This is a genomic window from Nonlabens spongiae (genome assembly GCF_002117125.1).
Classification (GTDB): Bacteria; Bacteroidota; Bacteroidia; order Flavobacteriales; family Flavobacteriaceae; genus Nonlabens; species Nonlabens spongiae.
On the sequence record NZ_CP019344.1, the window covers coordinates 2166540 to 2186766 of the forward strand.

Annotated in this window: 18 protein-coding genes and 1 pseudogene; 11 read left to right on the forward strand and 8 right to left on the reverse strand. The window is 41.0% G+C overall.

Going from position 1 to position 20227, the window contains the following annotated elements; all coding sequences use genetic code 11:
• The first annotated feature begins 22 nt into the window (after positions 1 to 22).
• From BST97_RS09985 to BST97_RS10010, 6 genes are all read left to right on the forward strand, one after another.
• Positions 23 to 1195, forward strand: a complete 1173-nt coding sequence (locus BST97_RS09985; protein ID WP_085767097.1) for an efflux RND transporter periplasmic adaptor subunit — start codon at positions 23 to 25, stop codon at positions 1193 to 1195.
• Positions 1196 to 1243: 48 nt separating this feature from the next.
• Entirely contained in the window at positions 1244 to 2809 is a 1566-nt protein-coding gene (locus BST97_RS09990; protein ID WP_085767098.1) for a TolC family protein, read from the forward strand.
• A gap of 4 nt (positions 2810 to 2813) precedes the next feature.
• Positions 2814 to 4100 (forward strand): efflux RND transporter periplasmic adaptor subunit, encoded by a 1287-nt coding sequence (locus BST97_RS09995; RefSeq protein ID WP_085767099.1) that lies wholly within the window; start codon positions 2814 to 2816, stop codon positions 4098 to 4100.
• 2 nt (positions 4101 to 4102) lie between these two features.
• Positions 4103 to 4783, forward strand: coding sequence for a tRNA (adenosine(37)-N6)-threonylcarbamoyltransferase complex dimerization subunit type 1 TsaB (gene tsaB / locus BST97_RS10000; RefSeq protein ID WP_085767100.1), 681 nt, complete (start codon positions 4103 to 4105; stop codon positions 4781 to 4783).
• Between the two features lie 118 nt (positions 4784 to 4901).
• Positions 4902 to 5129, forward strand: coding sequence for a hypothetical protein (locus tag BST97_RS10005; RefSeq protein ID WP_085767101.1), 228 nt, complete (start codon positions 4902 to 4904; stop codon positions 5127 to 5129).
• 17 nt (positions 5130 to 5146) lie between these two features.
• Positions 5147 to 5389 carry a hypothetical protein gene (locus BST97_RS10010; protein ID WP_085767102.1) on the forward strand — a complete coding sequence of 81 codons (243 nt, stop codon included), beginning with the start codon at positions 5147 to 5149 and terminating at the stop codon, positions 5387 to 5389.
• On the opposite strand, the gene BST97_RS10015 is transcribed toward BST97_RS10010, so the two are convergent.
• The 7 genes and pseudogenes from BST97_RS10015 to BST97_RS10045 form a co-directional block, all read right to left on the reverse strand.
• Entirely contained in the window at positions 5386 to 6336 is a 951-nt protein-coding gene (locus BST97_RS10015) for an ABC transporter ATP-binding protein (protein ID WP_085767103.1), read from the reverse strand. The two genes, BST97_RS10010 and BST97_RS10015, sit on opposite strands and share 4 nt — an antisense overlap.
• Positions 6337 to 6360: 24 nt before the next feature.
• Entirely contained in the window at positions 6361 to 8139 is a 1779-nt protein-coding gene (locus tag BST97_RS10020; protein WP_085767104.1) for a MutS-related protein, read from the reverse strand.
• Positions 8140 to 8508: an MmcQ/YjbR family DNA-binding protein gene (locus BST97_RS10025; protein ID WP_085767105.1), complete on the reverse strand. Its 369-nt coding sequence runs from the start codon at positions 8506 to 8508 to the stop codon at positions 8140 to 8142. It abuts the gene before it with no gap.
• Positions 8499 to 8687 (reverse strand): hypothetical protein, encoded by a 189-nt coding sequence (locus BST97_RS10030; protein WP_085767106.1) that lies wholly within the window; start codon positions 8685 to 8687, stop codon positions 8499 to 8501. Before BST97_RS10030 ends, BST97_RS10025 begins: the two co-directional genes overlap by 10 nt.
• Positions 8688 to 8751: 64 nt before the next feature.
• A pseudogene (locus BST97_RS16000) lies at positions 8752 to 8877 on the reverse strand (zeta toxin); the annotation flags it as partial.
• Positions 8867 to 9493 (reverse strand): DUF4230 domain-containing protein, encoded by a 627-nt coding sequence (locus BST97_RS10040; protein WP_085767107.1) that lies wholly within the window; start codon positions 9491 to 9493, stop codon positions 8867 to 8869. The pseudogene BST97_RS16000 and the gene BST97_RS10040, both read right to left, overlap by 11 nt.
• Positions 9494 to 9560: 67 nt before the next feature.
• Positions 9561 to 10301: a cyclase family protein gene (locus tag BST97_RS10045; RefSeq protein ID WP_085768223.1), complete on the reverse strand. Its 741-nt coding sequence runs from the start codon at positions 10299 to 10301 to the stop codon at positions 9561 to 9563.
• 281 nt (positions 10302 to 10582) lie between these two features.
• Between BST97_RS10045 and BST97_RS10050 the strand changes: the two genes are divergently transcribed.
• Genes BST97_RS10050 through BST97_RS10060 form a run of 3 tightly spaced genes read left to right on the forward strand, consistent with a single transcriptional unit; the run spans position 10583 to position 15121 of the window.
• Positions 10583 to 12136: a GDSL-type esterase/lipase family protein gene (locus BST97_RS10050; RefSeq protein ID WP_085767108.1), complete on the forward strand. Its 1554-nt coding sequence runs from the start codon at positions 10583 to 10585 to the stop codon at positions 12134 to 12136.
• The gene (locus tag BST97_RS10055; protein ID WP_169711561.1) at positions 12129 to 13589 is read left to right on the forward strand and encodes a LysM peptidoglycan-binding domain-containing protein; all 1461 of its coding nucleotides are present in this window, start codon (positions 12129 to 12131) and stop codon (positions 13587 to 13589) included. Before BST97_RS10050 ends, BST97_RS10055 begins: the two co-directional genes overlap by 8 nt.
• Complete coding sequence (locus BST97_RS10060; protein WP_085767110.1) at positions 13586 to 15121, forward strand: MBOAT family O-acyltransferase; 1536 nt, start codon at positions 13586 to 13588, stop codon at positions 15119 to 15121. The genes BST97_RS10055 and BST97_RS10060 overlap by 4 nt, the downstream gene beginning before the upstream one ends.
• Before the next feature lie 142 nt (positions 15122 to 15263).
• Here the strand turns inward: BST97_RS10060 and BST97_RS10065 are convergent, their stop codons facing one another.
• Positions 15264 to 16739: a helix-turn-helix domain-containing protein gene (locus BST97_RS10065; protein WP_085767111.1), complete on the reverse strand. Its 1476-nt coding sequence runs from the start codon at positions 16737 to 16739 to the stop codon at positions 15264 to 15266.
• Positions 16740 to 16857: 118 nt separating this feature from the next.
• Here BST97_RS10065 and aceB point away from each other — a divergent pair, with 118 nt between their 5' ends.
• On the forward strand, positions 16858 to 18450 hold the full coding sequence (aceB, locus tag BST97_RS10070) for a malate synthase A (RefSeq protein ID WP_085767112.1): 1593 nt from the start codon (positions 16858 to 16860) through the stop codon (positions 18448 to 18450).
• A gap of 75 nt (positions 18451 to 18525) precedes the next feature.
• Entirely contained in the window at positions 18526 to 20145 is a 1620-nt protein-coding gene (locus BST97_RS10075) for an isocitrate lyase (protein ID WP_085767113.1), read from the forward strand.
• The last annotated feature ends 82 nt before the right edge of the window (positions 20146 to 20227 follow it).

A 20227-nucleotide genomic window follows, 5' to 3' on the forward strand; every position in this document is an offset into this window, starting at 1 on the left:
CACAAGTAACTACCATTAATACATGAAACGTACAGGAACCATCATCACGTTGTTGATCATTTTTACGGCCGCAGCCGTAGGAATCTGGTATATATATTCTAAAGATCTAGAAGATCCAGAAGTATATCAAACTGAAACCGCTAGCGAGCAAACCATCATTAAGGAAACGGTCGCAACCGGTAACATAGTACCCAAAGAAGAAATTAACATCAAGCCCAATATCTCAGGAGTTATTGATAAAATTCACGTGGAGGCAGGTGAATTTGTTGAGGCAGGAGATCTAATTGCAGAAATCAAGGTTGTTCCTAATATCAACTCTTTGACGAGCGCTAAGAACAGCATTGCGGCGCAGCAAACATCTGTGGAAACGGCGCGCCTTGCCATGGAAAATCAAAAAGCGATTTATGACCGTCAGAAAACGCTTTTTGACAAAGGAGTGATTTCTGCAAACGATTTTGATCTTGCCCAAAATAATTACAATAATGCCGTACAGCGGTATAAGCAAGAACAAGTCGCTCTGAGGGGGAACCAACAGAATTTTGATATTATAAAGACCGGTACCACCTCTGGTTTAAGCGAGTATGCAAACACAAATGTTCGTGCCACCGTTTCTGGAATGGTTCTGGACGTACCGGTAAAAGAAGGTAATCAGGTCATTGAAGCAAATAACTTTAATGAAGGTACTTCTATCGCAACCATTGCAGATGTTACCAAAATGATTTTTGAGGGTAAGGTAGACGAGAGTGAGGTAGGTAAGATCAAAGAAGGTCTCCCGCTTGAAATTACCGTAGGCGCTTACGATAACCGCAAGTATGAAGCAATTCTAGATTACATCGCACCTAAAGGTGTTGCAGAAAATGGTGCCATTCAGTTTTCTATAAAAGGAACGCTTAAAGAGATAGAAAAAGACAGCGCTTTTGTAAGAGCTGGTTTGAGTGCAAACGCAAGCATCATTCTCGATAAGGCAGACAGTGTACTTTCTGTTAAAGAAGGGCTTATACAGTACGATCCTGAAACTAAACAACCCTATGTAGAAATTGCAATTGGCGACCAGACCTTTGAGCGCCGCGATGTAACTTTAGGATTGAGCGATGGTATTTACGTAGAAATCAAGGATGGGATTTCTAAGGAGGATAAGCTCAAAATCTGGAATCCACTTAAGGCTCCACAGGGCCGTGGTGGATATGGTGGCTAATTTTGTAACAAAAAATAATTTCTCGACACAAACAACCAGAGTACGATTATGAAAAACTATATAATTTACGGATTAGCTTTTTTGGGTCTCGCTTTCACGCCTGTCCGCCGGAGCAAGCACAACAGCTATTACTATCTCGCTTTCGCGAAAGCGTGCCTATTCATACTATTTTTAGGAATTAGCGTAGGAGGAAAAGCGCAAACCACACAAACCATTGAAAGCAACGCCAAGAAGTGGACGTTGAGAGAATGTGTAGAATATGCTCTTGACAACAATATCTCAATCAAGCAAAGTGAACTGGATCTAGAAGCTGCAGATGCTGACAAACTTGATGCGTTAGGAGGTTTATTGCCTACTCTTAACGGTAGCGCGAGTGTTTCAGAAAATACTGGTTTGAGTTTCAACCCGGTTACTAACAATGCTCAAACTACCACATTTTTATCGGTAACTGGTAGGGTTAATGTAGGTTATAATGTTTTTGATGGTTTAAGAAATATCAGACAAGTGCAAAGGGCTGACATCGCTAAGCTTGCGAGTCAGTACCGCCTTGATAAAATGAAGGATGACATTTCTTTGTTTGTGGCAAATAATTATCTCCAGATACTTACTAACAAGGCTAATCTTAAAACCCTCGTAGCTCAAAATGAGGTAACTCTTCAACAAATAGATCAAACGCAAGAATTAGTTGATGCTGGGCAGTTGCCTCAGGGTGATTTACTGGAAATCCAAGCTCAAGATGCCACGGAACAGCAGCAGATCATTGCCGCAGAAAATGCTGTGACTATAAGTAAAGTAAGCCTGGCCCAGCTTCTATTACTGGATGACTATGCAAGTTTTGACATAGTGGATAGCGATTTTGAAATCATCGACGAGAGTTTTTCAGAAAAACCAGTGAATGAATTAATTAATGCAGCCGAAGAAAATCGCTCTGAAGTCATCATCGCCGAAAAAAATGTCGAGCTCGCAGAAAAAGATCTTCAAATTGCCAGAGGAGCTTATTACCCTACAATTAGCGCATTCTTTGGATATGATACGAGATATACAGACGCCACCTCTTTTGATACACGCCTGGCTGATCCTGATAATCCTACCACTACACGTGAGATAGGATTCGTAGAAGGTACAGGCCAGAGCGTTTTAAGTGAAGTTCCTAACACTGAAACTGTAGTAGTAGGTGCAGATCCATTTGTAGAACAATTGTATCTCAACGATGGTATAGGATATGGCTTTTCTCTCAATGTACCTATTTTTAATGGTTTTAGTGTACGCAGTCGAGTGCAACGCAGTAAAGTAAATCTAGAACGTACCAGATACCAGCTGGAGCAAGCAAAGTTAGATCTGGAAAGCAATGTGTATCAAGCTTATGTTGACGCTCAAGGTTCAAAAAAGGCATATGAGGCAGCACAAAAAGCACTGGAATCTCAAGAATTAGCATATGATTATGCTGAGGAGCGCTATAATGTAGGCCTTACTAATGCGTTTGACTTCAGTCAGAGTAAACTCCGTTACAACAACGCAAAAATCAGCTTGAACCAGGCTAAGTTTGACTACTTATTTAGACTTAAAGTTTTGGAACTTTATTTTGGGGTAGAACCAAGTGAATTGAAATTATAAAATTATGAAAAAAACGGTAATCATTCTAGCAATTATAGCAGTGCTTGCAGTAGCTGCCTATTTTGTATTCTCCTCAGGGAATAAAGAAGATGGGACGCTGGTGGAAGTAATGCCGGTAGAAACAATGAATGTAACCGAAACGGTAAGTGCGACCGGTAAAATTAAACCTGAAGTTGAGGTAAGCATCTCTCCTGAGGTTCCAGGTGAGATCATTGAATTACCTATCAAAGAAGGTCAAAAAGTGGAAAAGGGTGATATTCTCGCCCGTATCAATCCTGATTTATTACAATCCAGCGTGAGCAGGTCTCGGGCAGGATTGGCAAACGCACAAGCTGGCTACCAGCAGGCACGCGCTTCTCTTGCCGAAGCAAAAGCTAATTACCAGCGCAGCACCAAACTTTTTGAAAAAGGTGTTATTTCGCAAGCAGATTATGACACGGCTACCGCAAACTACGAGCGCGCTCAAGCCGCTGAACGTTCTGCTTACTATTCTGTACAAAGCGCTGGGGCAACGGTAAATGAATCTACTGATAATTTGGGCCGTACCACAATATACGCTCCCATGACTGGAATCATTTCCCTTCTAGCGGTAGAATTAGGTGAACGCGTTGTAGGAACCCAGCAAATGGCAGGAACTGAATTGCTCAGAGTAGCAGATCTTTCTCGCATGGAGGTGGAAGTAGATGTCAATGAAAATGATATTGTAAAGATAGAGGTAGGTGACGAGGCCATTGTAGAAGTAGATGCCTACTTGAAAAAACAATTCAGAGGCCAGGTTACTGAAATCGCAAACACCGCTAGTGGACAACTGACGGCTGACCAAGTAACAAACTTCAAAGTAAAGGTGCGCATTTTACCAGAAAGCTATCAAGACCTGCTTGAAGGTAAAGGTGAAAATTACAGCCCATTCAAGCCAGGTATGACCGCAACCGTGGACATCATCACAGAAGTAGCTGAAAATGCTATTGCAGTGCCCATCAGCTCTATTGTGGTAAAAAATGATACGACTGAGAAGAAACGCAGAAAAGATATCAGCATAAACGCAGAGAAGTTTGAATGTGTCTATCTCGCAAAAGATGGAAAAGCTGATTTACAAGTGGTCACTACAGGTATTCAAGATGATAAAAACATCGTAGTACTTTCAGGACTTGAGAAAGGTGATCAAGTCATCACTGGACCATATCGTACTGTTACAAACATCCTAAAATCTGGGAAGAAAGTACGCAGCAAAAAAGATCGCTCCTCACGCGATGTAGAAACTGATCAAGAAGAGGTATCAGAAGAAGATTAAGCATGCACATTCTTTGTATAGAAACTACATCTACTAACTGTAGTGTTGCGCTCGCTGGCGAAAGCGGGAACTTTTCAAACTCCCTCGGTATTTCTAATTGCATCGATCTCATAGAAGATCAGAGTGACAATTACTCTCACGGTGAAAGGCTGCATGTTTTCATAGAGCAGATTTTAAACCGCAATGAAATTCAGACTAAAGATTTGAGTGCTATAGCTGTGAGCGCTGGACCTGGCTCCTATACTGGATTGCGCATAGGCGTTTCAGCGGCAAAAGGTTTGTGCTACGCCCTAGACATACCATTAATCTCGATTGATACACTCACCGCCCTCTCTTTTCAGAACAATTCTGATATTGAAAAATGCATCACTTTTCTTGATGCCAGGCGTATGGAAGTATATGCGCGAGTATTTCAAAATAACCTACCGCAGACTGAAGTTGAGGCTGTTGTTTTAGATCAAAATAGTTTTTCAGAGTATTTTAACGAGCCAACGGTTATTCTAGGAACAGGAGTTTCCAAGTTTGAAGATATCATCGAAAATCAGAATGTACGTATTCAAACCTCTCGCCCTACAGCTTTAACCATGTGTGACCTTGCAGTGGAAAAATTCCGTAATCAAGAGTTTGAGAAAGATGTTGCCTACTTTGAACCCTTCTACCTGAAAGAGTTCAAAGCTGGTTGATTCATTCCACAATCTTATTCTTACGTAAAAATCTGTTAAGAACTAATTCTTTAGCGGATAACATTTCTCCCTATTGAGCGTTAAATTTATAGAAAAAAGCAGATCAAAACTCTTAACTATGAGCCCTAAAGTGCGCGTCTTTCTAATCTACGGGATCAGTTTCCTAGCAATTTTTCTGATCGTACGATTTATTACGGTTCAGTTTGTGGAAGAAAGCATCTGGACTACGATCATCCCTATAGGAGCAAGCATGATTTTTTCTCCAAAACCACACGTAGAGCAATCTCAAAGTGGTAAGGAGTACGGGTTAAAATCTATTTTTTCAAAAAAGATAATTAGGTTCTAACTATAAAAATTCAGGCTATGGATCTCAAAAAAAGAATTTTCAAAATCCGAATGATCAAATTGGTTGCTCTAGCTACGGTAATTATGACCAGCGCAGCTCTGATCTATTTTATATGGAAACATCAAGGAGCATCGTTCAGCCCTAATGACTGCCTGATTTTATTATCTCTAGCTGTATTTGTCTTATGCGGTTTGCTGGGAATCAATAACAGTGAACGCAAGCTGTACAATTTGAAAAACGATATGGATTATAAGATTTAGGAATTAAGGTCAATCCTGATATTCTTACCTAATTCAAATTTTTCGACACTTTTTAGATAAACTCTTTTTTCTTTATAATCAGCTGCTATCAAATAGTCTCTACCAGTCCAGAAACTTTTCTCAACCTCGACTTCTATCCCGCCTTTTTCAACTTCAACCAGTTGATGTGGATACAAAATCAGTGTCTCCTTTTTTCCAAAAAGTGATCCGTCCAACTCTGTGACCTCATCAAAAAGGGATGCACAATACACGTTTTTTGGATCAGAATACACCTTATGAGTTGAGCGGTAGTCTTCTATTTTTCCTGAGCGCAGGATCAATGTCTCATCTGTAAAAGAAAGCACATCATCTTTATCGTGAGTGGCGATGATGCAACTTATCTGATGCGCTTCAAGATATTCAAACAGTCTACGTCTCAAATCATTCTTTCTAAAATTGTCTATATGCGAGAAAGGCTCATCCAGCAGCCACAATTTGGGCTCTTGAGCTAAAGCCTTTGCGATGGCGACTCGCTGTTTCTGACCTCCTGATAGGTTCTTAACTTTACGAGAACCGTAAGCTGCAAGATCCACGACATTCAGCAATTCATGAATCCGAGATTCACGATCATCTGTTTGAATGGACAGGTGTTCACCTACGTTTTCAAATACAGTGGTATAGGGCATTAATTCAAATTCCTGTGGCACATATTTCATCATCTCATGACCTGCGATGAGCGTGTCCTCAGCTCCTTTCAATGGCTCACCGTTCCACATCACTTCTTGCCTATCATACGGCAATAAACCATAGATGAATTTAAGCAAGGTCGTTTTTCCACAACCGCTTTCTCCCATGATAGCGAGAGAATGACCTTGGTCTAAGTCTATGGAAATATTCTTGAGCAGCTCGATGCGTTTATCACCAGTTTTGGTAGCAACGCTATATGAAATATCTCTTACTTGCAGCATCACTAAACTATTTCCTCAGACCCCTTACGCATCTACAATTCCCATTTTACGCAATAGAAAACTGGCATTCATGTTTGTCGCCACGCCATCTTTAAACTTGTAGTCAAAAGTCAACTCATCGTTAGTGATATCTGCATCAAAGAAGTAATTGGAGATTTGATCGTACTCATTTGCTACTTCTGTAAGGCTCAAATCGTGTGTAGCTATGATTCCTGTGGCACGCTTTCGCGAAAGCTTCTCTATCAATCGCCGTGATCCGTTTGCTTTATCCTGGGAATTGGTTCCCTTAAGGATCTCATCGAGGACTATGAAATAGGCTTCTTGCTCAATCTTATCGACAATGTACTTCAATCTCTTCAGCTCGCTGAAGAAGTAGGATTCATCATCCGTCAGGGAATCGCTGGTACGCATGCTGGTGATCAATTTTGTAGGAGCGTAGGAAGCTGATTTTGCATAAATAGGTAAACCCACGTTAGCAAAAACGATTTGTGTGGAAACCGTTCGCAAGAAGGTACTTTTCCCAGCCATGTTTGCACCCGTGATAATAAAAAACTCGCCAGATGAAATATCAATTGTGTTACCGATTGCCTTCTGTGGATCAAGTAAAGGGTGGATGGCTTCCTCTGCTTTCAAGTGAAAATCGCCTGTTTCAATCTTTGGAAAAATGTAATTGGGATGGTTGAAGGCAAAATTGCCCAGGGAATTCATCGCATCGATTTCAGCGACGACTTCCAGCCATTGTGTAAGGTGTGTCTTATTCTCTTCCAGCCAGGATTCTATGGTTTGTACCTGTTTCAAATCCCACAACCCGAAGCCATTTGCCAAAATTCCAAACAGCATATTATTCCTCTGATCCAGCCTACCGATAGCAGCCGAGAGCTCTTTCAATCGAGCAGAAGCCGGCTTGCCATCAGTCAAAATTTGATCGCGTTGCTCCTTAAGCAATTCACTTGAAAATTCTTGTTGCTCGATCTGCCGCAGTAAACTGGAGTATTGATTGAAAAACAGTTCTAACTCACTAATTTCATTGCTGAATTGCGTTATTTTTTTAACATAACGACCTGTAATCGCTAGTCCTAGAAAAAAGCCTGTTGAAAAAATATAGCCGTTGACAAAGTCTAAAAAGTAAGCAGTAGCTAGAAGGATATTCAGTGTAAAAAACAGCCACGGCAACCAAGAAAATATATTCGGAACAAATGAGCGATGTTTCTTCAACCAGACGGCAATATCACTTGGACTTTGTTTGTTTTCCAGCAATGTTGCTGTAGCAGAATATTCCTGTCTGAAATCAAGCAATTGAGTCAACTCCTTGACGGCTTCCTGCTTTTTTGTAATTTCAAAGATGTCGTTGCTATTGAGCTTTCGCGCAAGCGTAATTATCCCTTCACGAGTGACGCTGCGATTAAGGTATTGAAAAATCGACCCTCTACCGAAAAGATCAATATCCCGATTGTATTCATGATCATCTTCAAGAAACCTGGAGCCGTCATCGCGGTGCAGAAAATCTCTTTTCCCGATTTTAATTTCTTCATTTTGAATGTCGATCAGAGCTTGTTTAAAATCACGATCGCGTTTTAAATCACTATGCCTAGAAACCAAAAAAAGAAAGATCGCCAGCGTTACAACCACCGCTATTACTACCAGTTGCCAGTTTTCCCATAAAAAATATACGGCAGCACCACCGGCAAGAAATACCAGCAGTCTTATAAGACTGGATACTCGTAACTGTTGCTGTAACTTGTTCTTTTCGAGCGTGAATTCTTCTGCTCGCTTTTGATATAATTGGATAAGGGTATCGTTCACTTAAAGGTTTTTGAGTAGATCGCGATCTTTTTTAGGCAATTTTGCAACGATGAGATCATAGGAATGATCGATCCATTTGAAAACGGCATCATCTTGCATATCGCGATTGATGCATATGGTATTCCAGTGTTTTTTGTGCATGTGATAGCCACCGGTAACGGTTTCTCCGTACTCGGCGCGCAATTCAATTGCTGTTTCTGGATCGCACTTGAGATTTACAGATGGCGCTCCGTTTTCCCATTTCTCGAGACTGGTCAGACAAAACATTTTGTTCATGACTTTATAAACCAACGTATCGTTATCAAATGGAAAATGAGAGGTCACACCTTTCTTAGACTCACAGTAGTCTTGAAGATCGGTTATGAACACTTTTTTTCTTTATTGCGTTCTTCAATAAGGACTTCAGGATCAATCTCTAAAATCTTCCCGTCCTTTTCAACTATTACAGGAGTTTTTTTGTATTTCTTGAATTCAAGCATTCTATCGAAAGCTAAATCGAGACCCTCAATAATCTTATCTAATTGGTTTGAATTATTAGTTTTCTTCATAATACTTTTCATATAAGAGCTCCCCAAGACTATAGTTTCTAATCTTCAACTTTTTTTCATGAGATCTGGCAATTTCATCAGCATTTACAAATTCATGACAATCCAAAATTTCCGGTAAAACTGTATAGGACGCGGTTGTCTTGCCCGAACCATTGCAGCTAGCTATGATGTATAAATTCTTATCCATCACTTTGACTTAGTTTTTTATAGTCACCAGCTCCATCAATCACCATCGCGCTGTAATCAAGTTTCCAGCCTATGGTTGCGGCAAGGCCTTCCATCATCTGGATCGCTCCCAGAGCTTCTTGCTGGGCGGCTTTCATAAGGCCGCTTTCTGGAATTTTATCTACAATATGCTGTTTTGCACTGCGGTTTGCTTCTGTAAGATCATCGCTGGTGAAGGAATTTGCCCAGCCTTCATACTTGTCGTAATAACTGAAGTCAGTCTCGATGCTCAAGACTTCAGGTTGCGGGAAATTTGTGAGCTTGATCGTTTTATTTTCTGTATCGCTGGACATCTCGATTTTTGATAGGTCAAAGCCTATATGCGCTTTGGCATTTACTAAAATGATTGCTTTTTTCTTACCGAGTAAAAAATTGGCAATCTTATCCTTGACATTCTGGTAATGGTAGATTTCAGAGAAGTCACCCTCGACCGTTATGAATTTACATACCGACCTGATTTTTTCCATGAGCACGACGCTCTGCTGGTGGCGGTCCTCTTTCTTACCAAGATTTCCAAAAAGCCTAAAAACAAAAAACGCAACAACAGCTCCGGCTGCAAGACCTATGAAGAGTAATTCCATGCCGCTAATTTACGATTAAACAGGATGTCTACTTTGCTGAGATCTCCGAGGTCTGGTCAATATCAAATTATTTGGTCGCATATAAAATAGGTCTTGATGGCACCGCATCATTTTCTATAGGCGCCAGCTGTAGATCCATCACATAAATGCCGTCCTCGACTTCTTCGGGCACGTAAACCAGCTCCGTGATGGTAGCGTCCAGACGCTGGTCTCCAGAATAATCCCAAAATGCCTTATGGGCCAATAGTTTACCATCGTCCTTCTCTTTGTCTACGCTGGGAAGGTCTATGAGAAGATGATGTATTCCGCTTTCGCGAAAGCGTAACGCCACCTCCTCCAGCAAATACGGCGGATTTGTATTTGAGTAATTGCGACTCAATTTTTCATCGCCATTGGGCAACGTGCGTATGATCACCGCCTGAACGCCATTTTCAAGCTCAGCTATCAAATCATTTGAAATGATCAAGTCATCACCTCTTTGTTCAGGCTGCACCGTGATCAATTGAGCTTTAAAAAAAGTACCAGATTTGAGCACATCGTGAACGCTGTGAAATTCCTCAGTTATGTGCCCAATGCACTCGGTATGCGTCCCATGGCTGTGCGGGTTAAAAAACACGTCATTAAAATTAGTCGAGCCACCTAGAGCGACTTTACCCACGTAACCGTCTACTTCAACGTGTGTGATTTTGGGCTGGTCTATGTACCACGCTCCCACTCCAGCATCGTGCTGAATGGTCGTACTGATGTCGATGGGTGCTGATAAATTTATATTCAGAGACTCATCGCCTAGTTGCAAAGACGTTTTCATAGGTTCATTATTACAGGAGATCATGCTTATTGTGGCAAGTATCAATATCAGATTTCTGGTATTCAAAAGTCGAATTTGCTCAAATTTAGGTTTTAAAATCGAAAGGTGTTTGAGGCTATGAAATGCTTCTGCCGATTTAATCTGATCGCTGGATCTTTGCAATTATTTATTAATGAGTAGTCACTTTCATTTGAGCGTTCATAAATAATTGATTGAGCGTAAGCGATTACCATAAAAAACAGCGTTATAATAATTAATTTGCGCTTCATGTTTCAATTTTCATGACTGACAGTCGCCGTACAAATTTTTTCTGGGCTCTAGTAGTGATTGCAGCGGGTGGAGGGCTATTTCTACTGGCGCAACCCTACCTACCCGAACGGCTGTTTTCTGAGAAAATGAGCGGAGCCGCAATTGTCATGGACAGCCTTATGCTGGAAGCCATGAACACCTCGCAAGTTGCTCAAAATGAGATCTCTGAGCAAGATTCTGTAGATGTTTCGACCCAAACTTCAGAAAATTCTACTGAACCCATCTTAAATCAACCTAAAGCTCAAGTTATCAAAAGACCGCCTTCTGAATTCTTGAGTGTCTATGATTATGATTTCAACAAGGAACTGGAGGTCGATAGTTTGGGGTTGAGAATGATTCCGCTTTCGCGAAAGCAAAAAAAATACACCGGCTACAACCACCTCAATTCGTTTTTTGAGAAGTTAAATGCCCTAGAACAAGACAGCATCTCAAATGTACGAATCGCATATTATGGTGATAGTATGATCGATGGGGACTTGATTGTGCAAGATCTGCGTAGTGCGCTACAGGAAAAATTTGGCGGTCGTGGTGTAGGCCTCGTTCCCATGCAATCAGAAAGTGCTCGCTCACGATATTCGGTAAAACATAAAACTACCGGATCTTGGAAGGATATAAGCTTCATGAAAACGCGATCAGATAGTTTGGATTTTGGGGTGAGCGGAGCAGTTTTTAATGCAGTCGATTCTACTTCGGCAGTTAGTTTCAAAGCCAGCGGCATCAAACATAGTTACCGACTCTACTCACCAAGATTGTACTACGGAAAAGGAAATGATAGCGCTGTGGTGTATGTGAAAAGTGAAAAAGACAGCGTTGCTCGATCCTTACCACTTAACAGATCTGGAAAACTCAATAAAATCCTCCTTGATCCCGCAGCAATCAAGAGTCTGGACATTAAATTTAAAAATGCCGAAACTGTTCCCCTTTATGCTGTAGACTTTTTTGACGGTCAGGGAATCACTATAGACGGTTTTTCACACCGTGGAAATTCAGGAATGCCGCTGAGTCTATTGAAGAAAGACTTGATGCGAAAATTCCAGAATGAGCTGGATTACGATCTGATTGTGCTTCAATTTGGAGCCAATGTTTTGAGTACCTCCACCTCACAATTCAACTGGTATGCGCGCCGCATGGAGCGCGTGATCCAGCACCTCAACGAGCTATTTCCAGACACGCCGGTACTGGTAATGGGAACTCTGGACAAAGGAACTAAAATTAAAGAAGAGGTTAAAACAGATTCCACCGTGGTACGACTTCTAAGCGCTCAACAGCGGTACGCGGCAAACACAAACAGTGCGTTTATGAACCTCTTTGACCTTATGGGAGGCGTTCATTCCATGACGGCATGGCGCGATCACAAACTTGCCAATGGAGACTACACGCACCTCAGCCCTAAAGGTTCCAGAAAAATGGGACGCATGATTTATGATGAATTGATGAAGGGGTATGCCGCTTTCGCGAAAGTTGAAAAAGAAGACGAAGTTGAAAGCGAATTTGAAATTGAAACTCAAAATCAAATTGATGACTAAAAGACGGTTTGAAGAGGCTCTCTGGTCAATGAGCATCTCGACTCCGCTCGATGACCACGGAGCCGAAATGCCCAGAGAGAAAATGAATAAAATGTGCTGTTTGATCATAGGGTTTTTAGCAAGCTTCTTGTCAATTGCACAAACTGAATTGCAAATCAATCCCAAACTGATCGATTCTACTTTTCTAGAGATAAAATATGATCGCGTGCTGCACCCATTTTTTAAAAAACTGGATTCACTTAAAAACGGTCAGATCACCCAGCTTACTGTGGTTCATATAGGCGACTCCCATGTACAAGGACCTTATTTCCCTCAATATACTCGCGAGGGATTGCAACAAGTTTTTGGAAATGCCGGTCGTGGCTTTGTATTTCCCTATCGTGTTGCAAATACAAATGGTAGCGTAGATGTCAAATTCAAAAGCGATGTGGACTGGAAATCTATGCGCAACGTAAAAAGTGATGGCAGCGATGATGTGGGATTGAGCGGGATTAATTTTGAAACAATTGAACCTGACTTTCTACTGGAAGTGAATCTGGATGAAAGCGTCGAGGATACACGTATCGTCAAAATACTATCTCAACACCCTGAGCGGTTCAAATTGAGTCTCGCCAGTGAAAAAGACATTATTAAAACAACAGTCCGATTCAAAAATTACACGGTCAAAAGTGGTGAGTATCTTGGGAAGATCGCAAGTAAGTTTGGTACCAGCGTTAGTGCGATCAAAAAGCTGAATGGGTTTAAAAATGACAATATCAATGCGGGTCAATCTATAAAAATTCCAGTTAAGCAAGGTGGTGAGAAAAATTCCAAAAACGTAAACTTTTCAGATCTCAAAAAACTCGTGGATAGTAGCTACTACCTGCCGCCAGGAAATAATCAATTTTACATAAGACCCGCTACAACTGCTGAAAGATATGTGCTGGATGGTCTCAGTTTTTCAAATAACGAAGTTGGGATTCTATATCATGCAATTGGTGTAAATGGATCTAAATTTAGTGACTATAATAAATTCCCTAGGTTTTTTGACCAGCTCGCCGCATTAAAACCAGACTTGATCATCATCTCTCTGGGAACTAACGAAAGTTTTTATACCAACTATTCTGTTGAAAAGCTCAGAAAAGATATGGATGCCTTTAACCGTAATTTGTTGAGGCGCAACATCACCGGAAATATTTTACTTACCAGCCCGCCTCCATCCATTAAAAATAAACGTACAGCAAATGAAACTGCTACCGAGTATGCTTATGAAATGGGAGTTTTTGCCAATTTAAATTCATGGGCATTTTACGATTTGCACTCAGTTTCAAGAGCCAGCAAAGCCATGGAAGATTGGTACAAAGCAGGCCTTACGGCAAGGGATAAAATCCATTTTTTAGAAAACGGTTATAAACTTCAGGCGCAATTGCTGGTGCAAACTTTGTTGGAATCATACAACGCTTATAAAAATTGAATGTAGTACAGGACATCTGGCAATGGTTGAGCTACGATCCGCAGCGACCGCTGCTGTTTAACAGTAGTGCTTTTCTGTATCTATTTCTAGGGTTCTACCTACTTTACATTCTTTTGCTGGACACCCGGCGTGCGCGTATTTTTTATGTGATCGGTTTCTCGCTGTTTTTCTATTATAAATGCAGCGGCCTTTACTTTTTCCTTCTCATATTTTCTTCGTTTGTTGATTATTACATCTCTGAACAGATTTATAGAAGTGATAACCCAACCCGTAGAAAAGGTTTATTGATTCTATCGTGCATCATCAACCTAGGACTGCTCGCCTACTTCAAATACACAGGCTTCTTAACCGAAAACTTCAACGCGATTTTCTCGGGAGATTTGAGCTTTGGAACCATTTTTCTGCCCATCGGGATCTCGTTCTACACGTTCCAGACCATGTCCTACACTATTGACATTTATCGCCGCAACATTCAGCCGGCTCGTAATGTTTGGGATTTTATGTTTTTCGTTTCGTTCTTCCCGCAATTGGTGGCTGGACCTATCGTACGTGCGGCAAATTTCATACCGCAGATCTATGAACGGGTTACGCTTTCGCGAAAGCAACTCTCCTACGCACTCTTCCTCATCATGGGTGGCCTGATTAAAAAAGCCGTGATTTCAGACTACATAAGCGTGAACTTCGTCGATCGCATCTTTGAATTCCCAGACAATTACAGTGCTTTTGAAAATCTGCTGGGTGTTTACGGTTACACACTGCAGATCTATTGTGATTTCTCGGGTTATTCTGACATCGCGATAGGTCTAGCGTTACTCATGGGATTTGAACTCCCACCTAATTTTAGAACACCATACCAAAGTGCGAGTGTTACAGAATTCTGGCGACGCTGGCATATCTCATTATCCAGCTGGTTGCGGGATTATCTATACATCTCTATGGGCGGCAACCGCAAGGGAAAAATCCGCACCTACTTCAATTTGTTCATGACGATGTTACTGGGAGGTTTGTGGCACGGCGCCTCATGGAAATTTGTGCTCTGGGGAGCTATGCACGGGACGGTCCTGGCGGTGGAAAAAGCATTTGGGATAACAAGGTTTACAACGGCAGGAGGCTTCGGCTCCGCTCAGCCACCTCTAAAACGAAGTATCAGAACGTTGAGCAGAGCCGAAACGCGACTATTAATCAACCGTTTCATTTTAGGAATCATCACCTTTCACTTTGTAGCGTTTTGCTGGATCTTTTTCAGGGCGAGCGATTTTGCCAATGCTATGGAAGTGATTCAAAATATAGGCGAGCTGCAATGGAATGCTTCTCAATTTTTAGAAATCCTGAAAGGCTACCAGAACATCACAATTTTATTGCTGCTGGGATTTGCGTGGCATTTTGTTCCACAAAAAGTCCAGGACTGGCAACTGAGAGTATATCATAAAACTCCGCTAGTGGGGAAAGTAGCGCTGTTTGCGGCTATCATTTGGTTGATCAGCGCAACGGCTACGAGTGGCGTGCAACCATTTATTTACTTTCAGTTTTAAGCGGGTTTTGGAAATCTTGCTATCAATAAAGCTGGCTAACGAAAATAGTTGTCATGTTCAGATTGAGAAGATTTTTGACATAGACGTGCCAACTATGTATGAGCTAATTTTTATTCACTCAAGTCACAAAACGAGTCTGAATTCAACTGTATTTATTTTCTAACTGATCAACCAGGCTCGATATTTCATGATCAATTTCATCCTTTTGAACATAAACGGGTGCTGCTTGTCTCACCCCACAATCTTGAATCGCACAGCGTTCACAGGTAACACCCACATTCTGTGTTTTCAAGTTATCGTCGTCCAGAAATTTTATTTTTTTACGCAGTTGGTTATTGATTAGAAGACCTAGACTTGTACTTCGGTAAGTGTCTTTTTTAAAAGGGTCAGCCGTAGCGGCAGATATGACTAGGTAACTTGACCCGTGATCTGGATAATGGGAGATTTGCGCATCAAAAACAATAGCATCCTCCTGTATAGCAATTTTTTGCAGTACTCTTAAGGATACCCAGCGACGGCAATAATGCTCGTCAGATTCATTAGATCTTGGGGAATGGTGATGGGTGAGGTGTAGTTCTTTGTTCAGTGAGAACTGACTACTCTCCTTTTCATGTGTAAATCTTAGAAAAAACAAGTTTTTAAGGTTGAATGAACTGGGTAAAATATTAGTCAATCGCTGGAAATAGGTTTCTGGCGAGGTACCGGTTTCAACAAGCGTGTTTTTAAAAAGTTCTAAATCAAATTCTTTCTGGCTAAAAAATGCTCCAAGTTCCTCAGTAATTTTCTCCTTGGGTAAAATCAGAGCTCCTGCAAAATAGCTGGCATAAAAATTATGGAGCACCTGGTCAAAACTCTCAAATTTTATCCAAGGAAAGGTGTTCAAACGATCCGCTATTTCTAGAAAATTATAAGCTAACTCTTTAGCATATATGAAATTAAGTTGGGAGCGATCTACTTCTTCAGTAAGTAATAGCGTTTTGGATTTAGGTATAAATACCGATCTGAGCTTCCCAAGCAATTTATACTTTTCAAGCTCATTCTTGATAATGCTGTAACCATATTCTTCAACAAGAATTTCCTCGAGTTCTGTAGATTTAATTACCCGATCAAGATCCAAATGATAAGACTTTGAGAAGTCCAAGACCTTCTTCTCCAGATCAGGAAAATAATTATTGTTTGCCTCTTGATAGGATCGCAAGGAAGCAAGGTAAAAGCTCTCCTTACTCAAATTGTAGGACTGTGCAATCTCAATAATTGTACTTATAAAAGCATTGACTTTAGCAGGCGCATTTGAGACAATATCAATAAGGGTAGATTCCTTAATCCCAAAAAGCTCCAGCGGTATTTCCTTGAGGATATTTGATTTGAGCAGATCGCCCACAGGAGCAAGGTTTTTATCCAGCTTAAGAGATACCATTTGATCATAAGGAACATCGAGTTTATCAGAAAGGATGGCGATCTTATCAGGTTTGGGATATTTTTTCCCGTTCTCTATCTCATTAAGATAGGACTTTGACATACCGGTCAGTTTAGACAATCCAAAAAGAGAAAGCTTACTCTCGTTCCTAATCTGACGGAGCTTCAGCCCAAAAATCAATTTTATGTATTCTTCGTCCATATCACAAATATAAGCCTATTGCGAACCAATTCAGATTTGAGAATTTATACATTTTTGCGAACGTTCGCTTGTAGAAAACGTTTTTATGATTTAATATTGAAGCCTAAATAACAAAGTCATGGTAGAAATGGTTGCACAAAAAGATTTACGCTTTCGCGAAAGCGTAACAAATCACTATCCCGAACTCTTGAACCCTCAGGCTCAAAAATTTCTGGTAGCGCTTCATAAAAAGTTCAACGGCGAGCGTCTTAGATTGTTAAACAACCGAAAGAAACAGCAAGAATATTTTGATGCAGGTAATTTCCCATCATTCCCGGCAGAGACTCAAGCAATAAGAAATGGAAACTGGACGGCTGCAACCACGCCAAATGATCTTCAGGACCGTAGAGTAGAAATCACAGGTCCTGTGGATCGTAAAATGGTAATCAATGCGCTTAACTCTGGCGCAAGAGCCTTCATGGCCGATTTTGAAGATAGTAATGCTCCCACTTGGGATAATTGCATGCAGGGTCAGATCAATTTACGAGATGCTAATTTGGGCACCATAAGACTCGAGGATGAGCGTAGAGGCAAAATTTATGAACTCAACAAGAAAACTGCCGTATTACTCGTAAGACCTAGAGGCTTACATCTAGATGAGGCTAATCTTGAGATCAATGGAACTAGCGCTAGTGGGAGTTTATTTGATTTTGGACTTTATGCCTTTCACAATACTAAAACATTGATGGAAAAGGGCTCAGCTCCCTATTTCTACCTACCCAAACTAGAGCACTATCTAGAAGCTAGATGGTGGAATGAGATTTTCACATTTACCGAAAAGTTCTTGTCCATACCTCATGGCACACTTAAGGCAACTGTATTAATTGAAACAATAACCGCTAGTTTTCAACTGGACGAGATCATTTATGAATTGCGCGATCATATCGTGGGACTCAATTGTGGACGCTGGGACTATATTTTTTCTTACATCAAAAAATTCCGTAACCATCATGATTTTGTAGTGCCCAATCGCGATCAAGTGACCATGACCAGTCCATTTATGGATGCTTATTCCAGGCTAGTCATCCAAAATTGTCACAAACGAGGAATTCATGCGATAGGCGGTATGGCTGCACAAATACCTATCAAAAATGACGAGCAGGCTAATAAAAATGCTTTTGAAAAAGTCAGATTAGATAAGGAACGTGAGGTGATGAATGGGCATGATGGAACCTGGGTAGCCCATCCTGCGCTGGTACAGGTTGCTCTCAATGAATTTGATAAGCACATGCCCAACCCAAACCAAAAAGAAATAACAAGAGAGCAAGACGTGATCACAGAATCAGATCTTGTTGCACTCCCAGAAGGAACAATAACTGAAGATGGGGTGCGTAAAAATATTAATGTAGGCATCCTTTATCTTGAAGCTTGGTTGAGAGGTTACGGTGCAGTAGCTCTATACAACCTCATGGAAGACGCAGCAACCGCAGAAATATCCAGGACTCAATTATGGCAATGGTTGCATAATCGAGTCAGGCTGGAAGATGGCAGAATATTCTCAACAGATCTTTATCAATCATTGTTTGATGATGAGCTGGAATCTATCAAGAAAATTTCTTTTTACCAGAGTTCAGAAAGCCGTATCGAGCTAGCGAGCAGGCTGTTTGATGAAATGATCCGTTCTCAAGAATTTGAAGAATTCCTAACGCTCAAAGCACAACCTTATCTATAAAAATCCCAAGCGTACTGGCATACGCCTGGGAGTTAACTATTAATTATCCATAACTAATAATCTAAACACAAAGAAATGAAAAATCTATCACAACCCGATTATGCAAGCGCAATATCAACCGTTCAGGCATTGAAAGAAAAGTTCGGGAGCAGCTGGAATAACTTAAATGCTGGAGATGCTGCGCGCATGATGTTGCAAAATCGATTTAAAACGGGATTAGACATTGCTCAACACACAGCAGCAATCATGCGTGAAGATATGGCTGCCTATGACGCTGATCCACTAAACTACACCCAATCACTAGGTTGCTGGCATGGTTTTGTGGCACAGCAAAAAATGATCGCTATTAAAAAGCACCACAAAACCACTCGCAAGAAATATCTGTACTTATCGGGATGGATGGTAGCGGCTTTGAGATCAGAATTTGGTCCACTGCCAGATCAATCGATGCATGAAAAAACAGCCGTACCTGCTTTGATTAAGGAGTTATACGACTTTCTCAAACAGGCAGATGCTATTGAGCTCAACGATTTGTTTAGAAGAAAAGACGCTGGAGAGGATGTACAAGACCTGATAGACAATTATGAAAGTCATGTTGTTCCCATAATTGCAGATATCGATGCAGGGTTTGGTAATGAAGAAGCTACTTACCTGCTCGCTAAAAAGATGATTGAAGCAGGAGCTTGTGCAATTCAAATAGAAAATCAAGTTTCTGATGCAAAGCAATGTGGGCATCAAGATGGAAAGGTCACAGTACCTCACGAAGATTTTATTGCAAAATTGAAAGCGGTACGGTATGCTTTTTTAGAATTAGGAATTGAAGATGGCGTGATAGTCGCGCGAACTGACTCAGAAGGTGCGGGCTTGACCCAAAAATTACCCGTGAGCCAGAATCCTGGAGACCTTGCTTCACAATATTTGGCTTTTGTAGAAACTGAAGACATCACTTTTGACTCTGTCAAGGAAGATGAGGTTTTATTGAAACGAGATGGGAAAATAGTACGCCCGGTGAGATTACCTAACGGCTTGTATAAATTCAAGCCGGGTTCTAACATAGACCGCGTAGTACTGGACTGTGTAACCAGTTTGAAAAACGGAGCTGACTTACTCTGGATTGAGACCCCCACTCCCGACCTCGAACAAATTGCATACATGGTAGATCGTGTACGGGCTCAAGTGCCTAATGCAAAACTAGTTTACAATAACAGCCCTTCCTTCAACTGGACATTGAATTTCCGTCAACAAATGTTCAAGAAAATGAAATCTGAAGGAGTGAACATGAGTAACTATGATGAAGATAATTTGATGAGTCCGTTATATGACAATACGGAGCTATGCAAGAGAGCAGATGAGAAAATCCAGTCGTTTCAAAAAGACGCAGCAGTAAAGGCGGGCGTTTTCCATCACCTCATCACATTGCCTACGTACCACACTACAGCCCTTCACATGAATGACTTATCCCAGGGATATTTTGGGAAAGAAGGAATGCTCGCCTACGTAAAGAATGTCCAGCGTCAAGAAATCAGAAAAGGTGTAGCCTGTGTAAAACATCAGCGCATGGCTGGATCAGATCTCGGTGATGATCATAAATCATTTTTTGCAGGTGACAAGGCTCTAAAGGCAGATGGGGCTAACAACACCTCAAAACAGTTTGATAATGAAGTAGATAAAGTACAGTTGTCGCAAGCTGTATAAGGAAGATAGTTTTTTGTATGAACCGTCATTATTTCTAGGAATAGTGGCGGTTCTTTATTGTGAGCATTTTCCCATTCATAAT

Coding starts and splice junctions, on each gene's coding strand:
- BST97_RS10010 (WP_085767102.1), top strand. CDS start 5,147: ATGGATCTCAAAAAAAGAATTTTCAAAATCCGAATGATCAAATTGGTT.
- BST97_RS10040 (WP_085767107.1), bottom strand. CDS start 9,493: ATGGAATTACTCTTCATAGGTCTTGCAGCCGGAGCTGTTGTTGCGTTT.
- BST97_RS10055 (WP_169711561.1), top strand. CDS start 12,129: ATGACTAAAAGACGGTTTGAAGAGGCTCTCTGGTCAATGAGCATCTCG.
- BST97_RS10050 (WP_085767108.1), top strand. CDS start 10,583: ATGACTGACAGTCGCCGTACAAATTTTTTCTGGGCTCTAGTAGTGATT.
- BST97_RS09985 (WP_085767097.1), top strand. CDS start 23: ATGAAACGTACAGGAACCATCATCACGTTGTTGATCATTTTTACGGCC.
- aceB (WP_085767112.1), top strand. CDS start 16,858: ATGGTAGAAATGGTTGCACAAAAAGATTTACGCTTTCGCGAAAGCGTA.
- BST97_RS10045 (WP_085768223.1), bottom strand. CDS start 10,301: ATGAAAACGTCTTTGCAACTAGGCGATGAGTCTCTGAATATAAATTTA.
- BST97_RS10065 (WP_085767111.1), bottom strand. CDS start 16,739: ATGGACGAAGAATACATAAAATTGATTTTTGGGCTGAAGCTCCGTCAG.
- BST97_RS10005 (WP_085767101.1), top strand. CDS start 4,902: ATGAGCCCTAAAGTGCGCGTCTTTCTAATCTACGGGATCAGTTTCCTA.
- tsaB (WP_085767100.1), top strand. CDS start 4,103: ATGCACATTCTTTGTATAGAAACTACATCTACTAACTGTAGTGTTGCG.
- BST97_RS10075 (WP_085767113.1), top strand. CDS start 18,526: ATGAAAAATCTATCACAACCCGATTATGCAAGCGCAATATCAACCGTT.
- BST97_RS10015 (WP_085767103.1), bottom strand. CDS start 6,336: ATGCTGCAAGTAAGAGATATTTCATATAGCGTTGCTACCAAAACTGGT.
- BST97_RS09990 (WP_085767098.1), top strand. CDS start 1,244: ATGAAAAACTATATAATTTACGGATTAGCTTTTTTGGGTCTCGCTTTC.
- BST97_RS09995 (WP_085767099.1), top strand. CDS start 2,814: ATGAAAAAAACGGTAATCATTCTAGCAATTATAGCAGTGCTTGCAGTA.
- BST97_RS10030 (WP_085767106.1), bottom strand. CDS start 8,687: ATGAAGAAAACTAATAATTCAAACCAATTAGATAAGATTATTGAGGGT.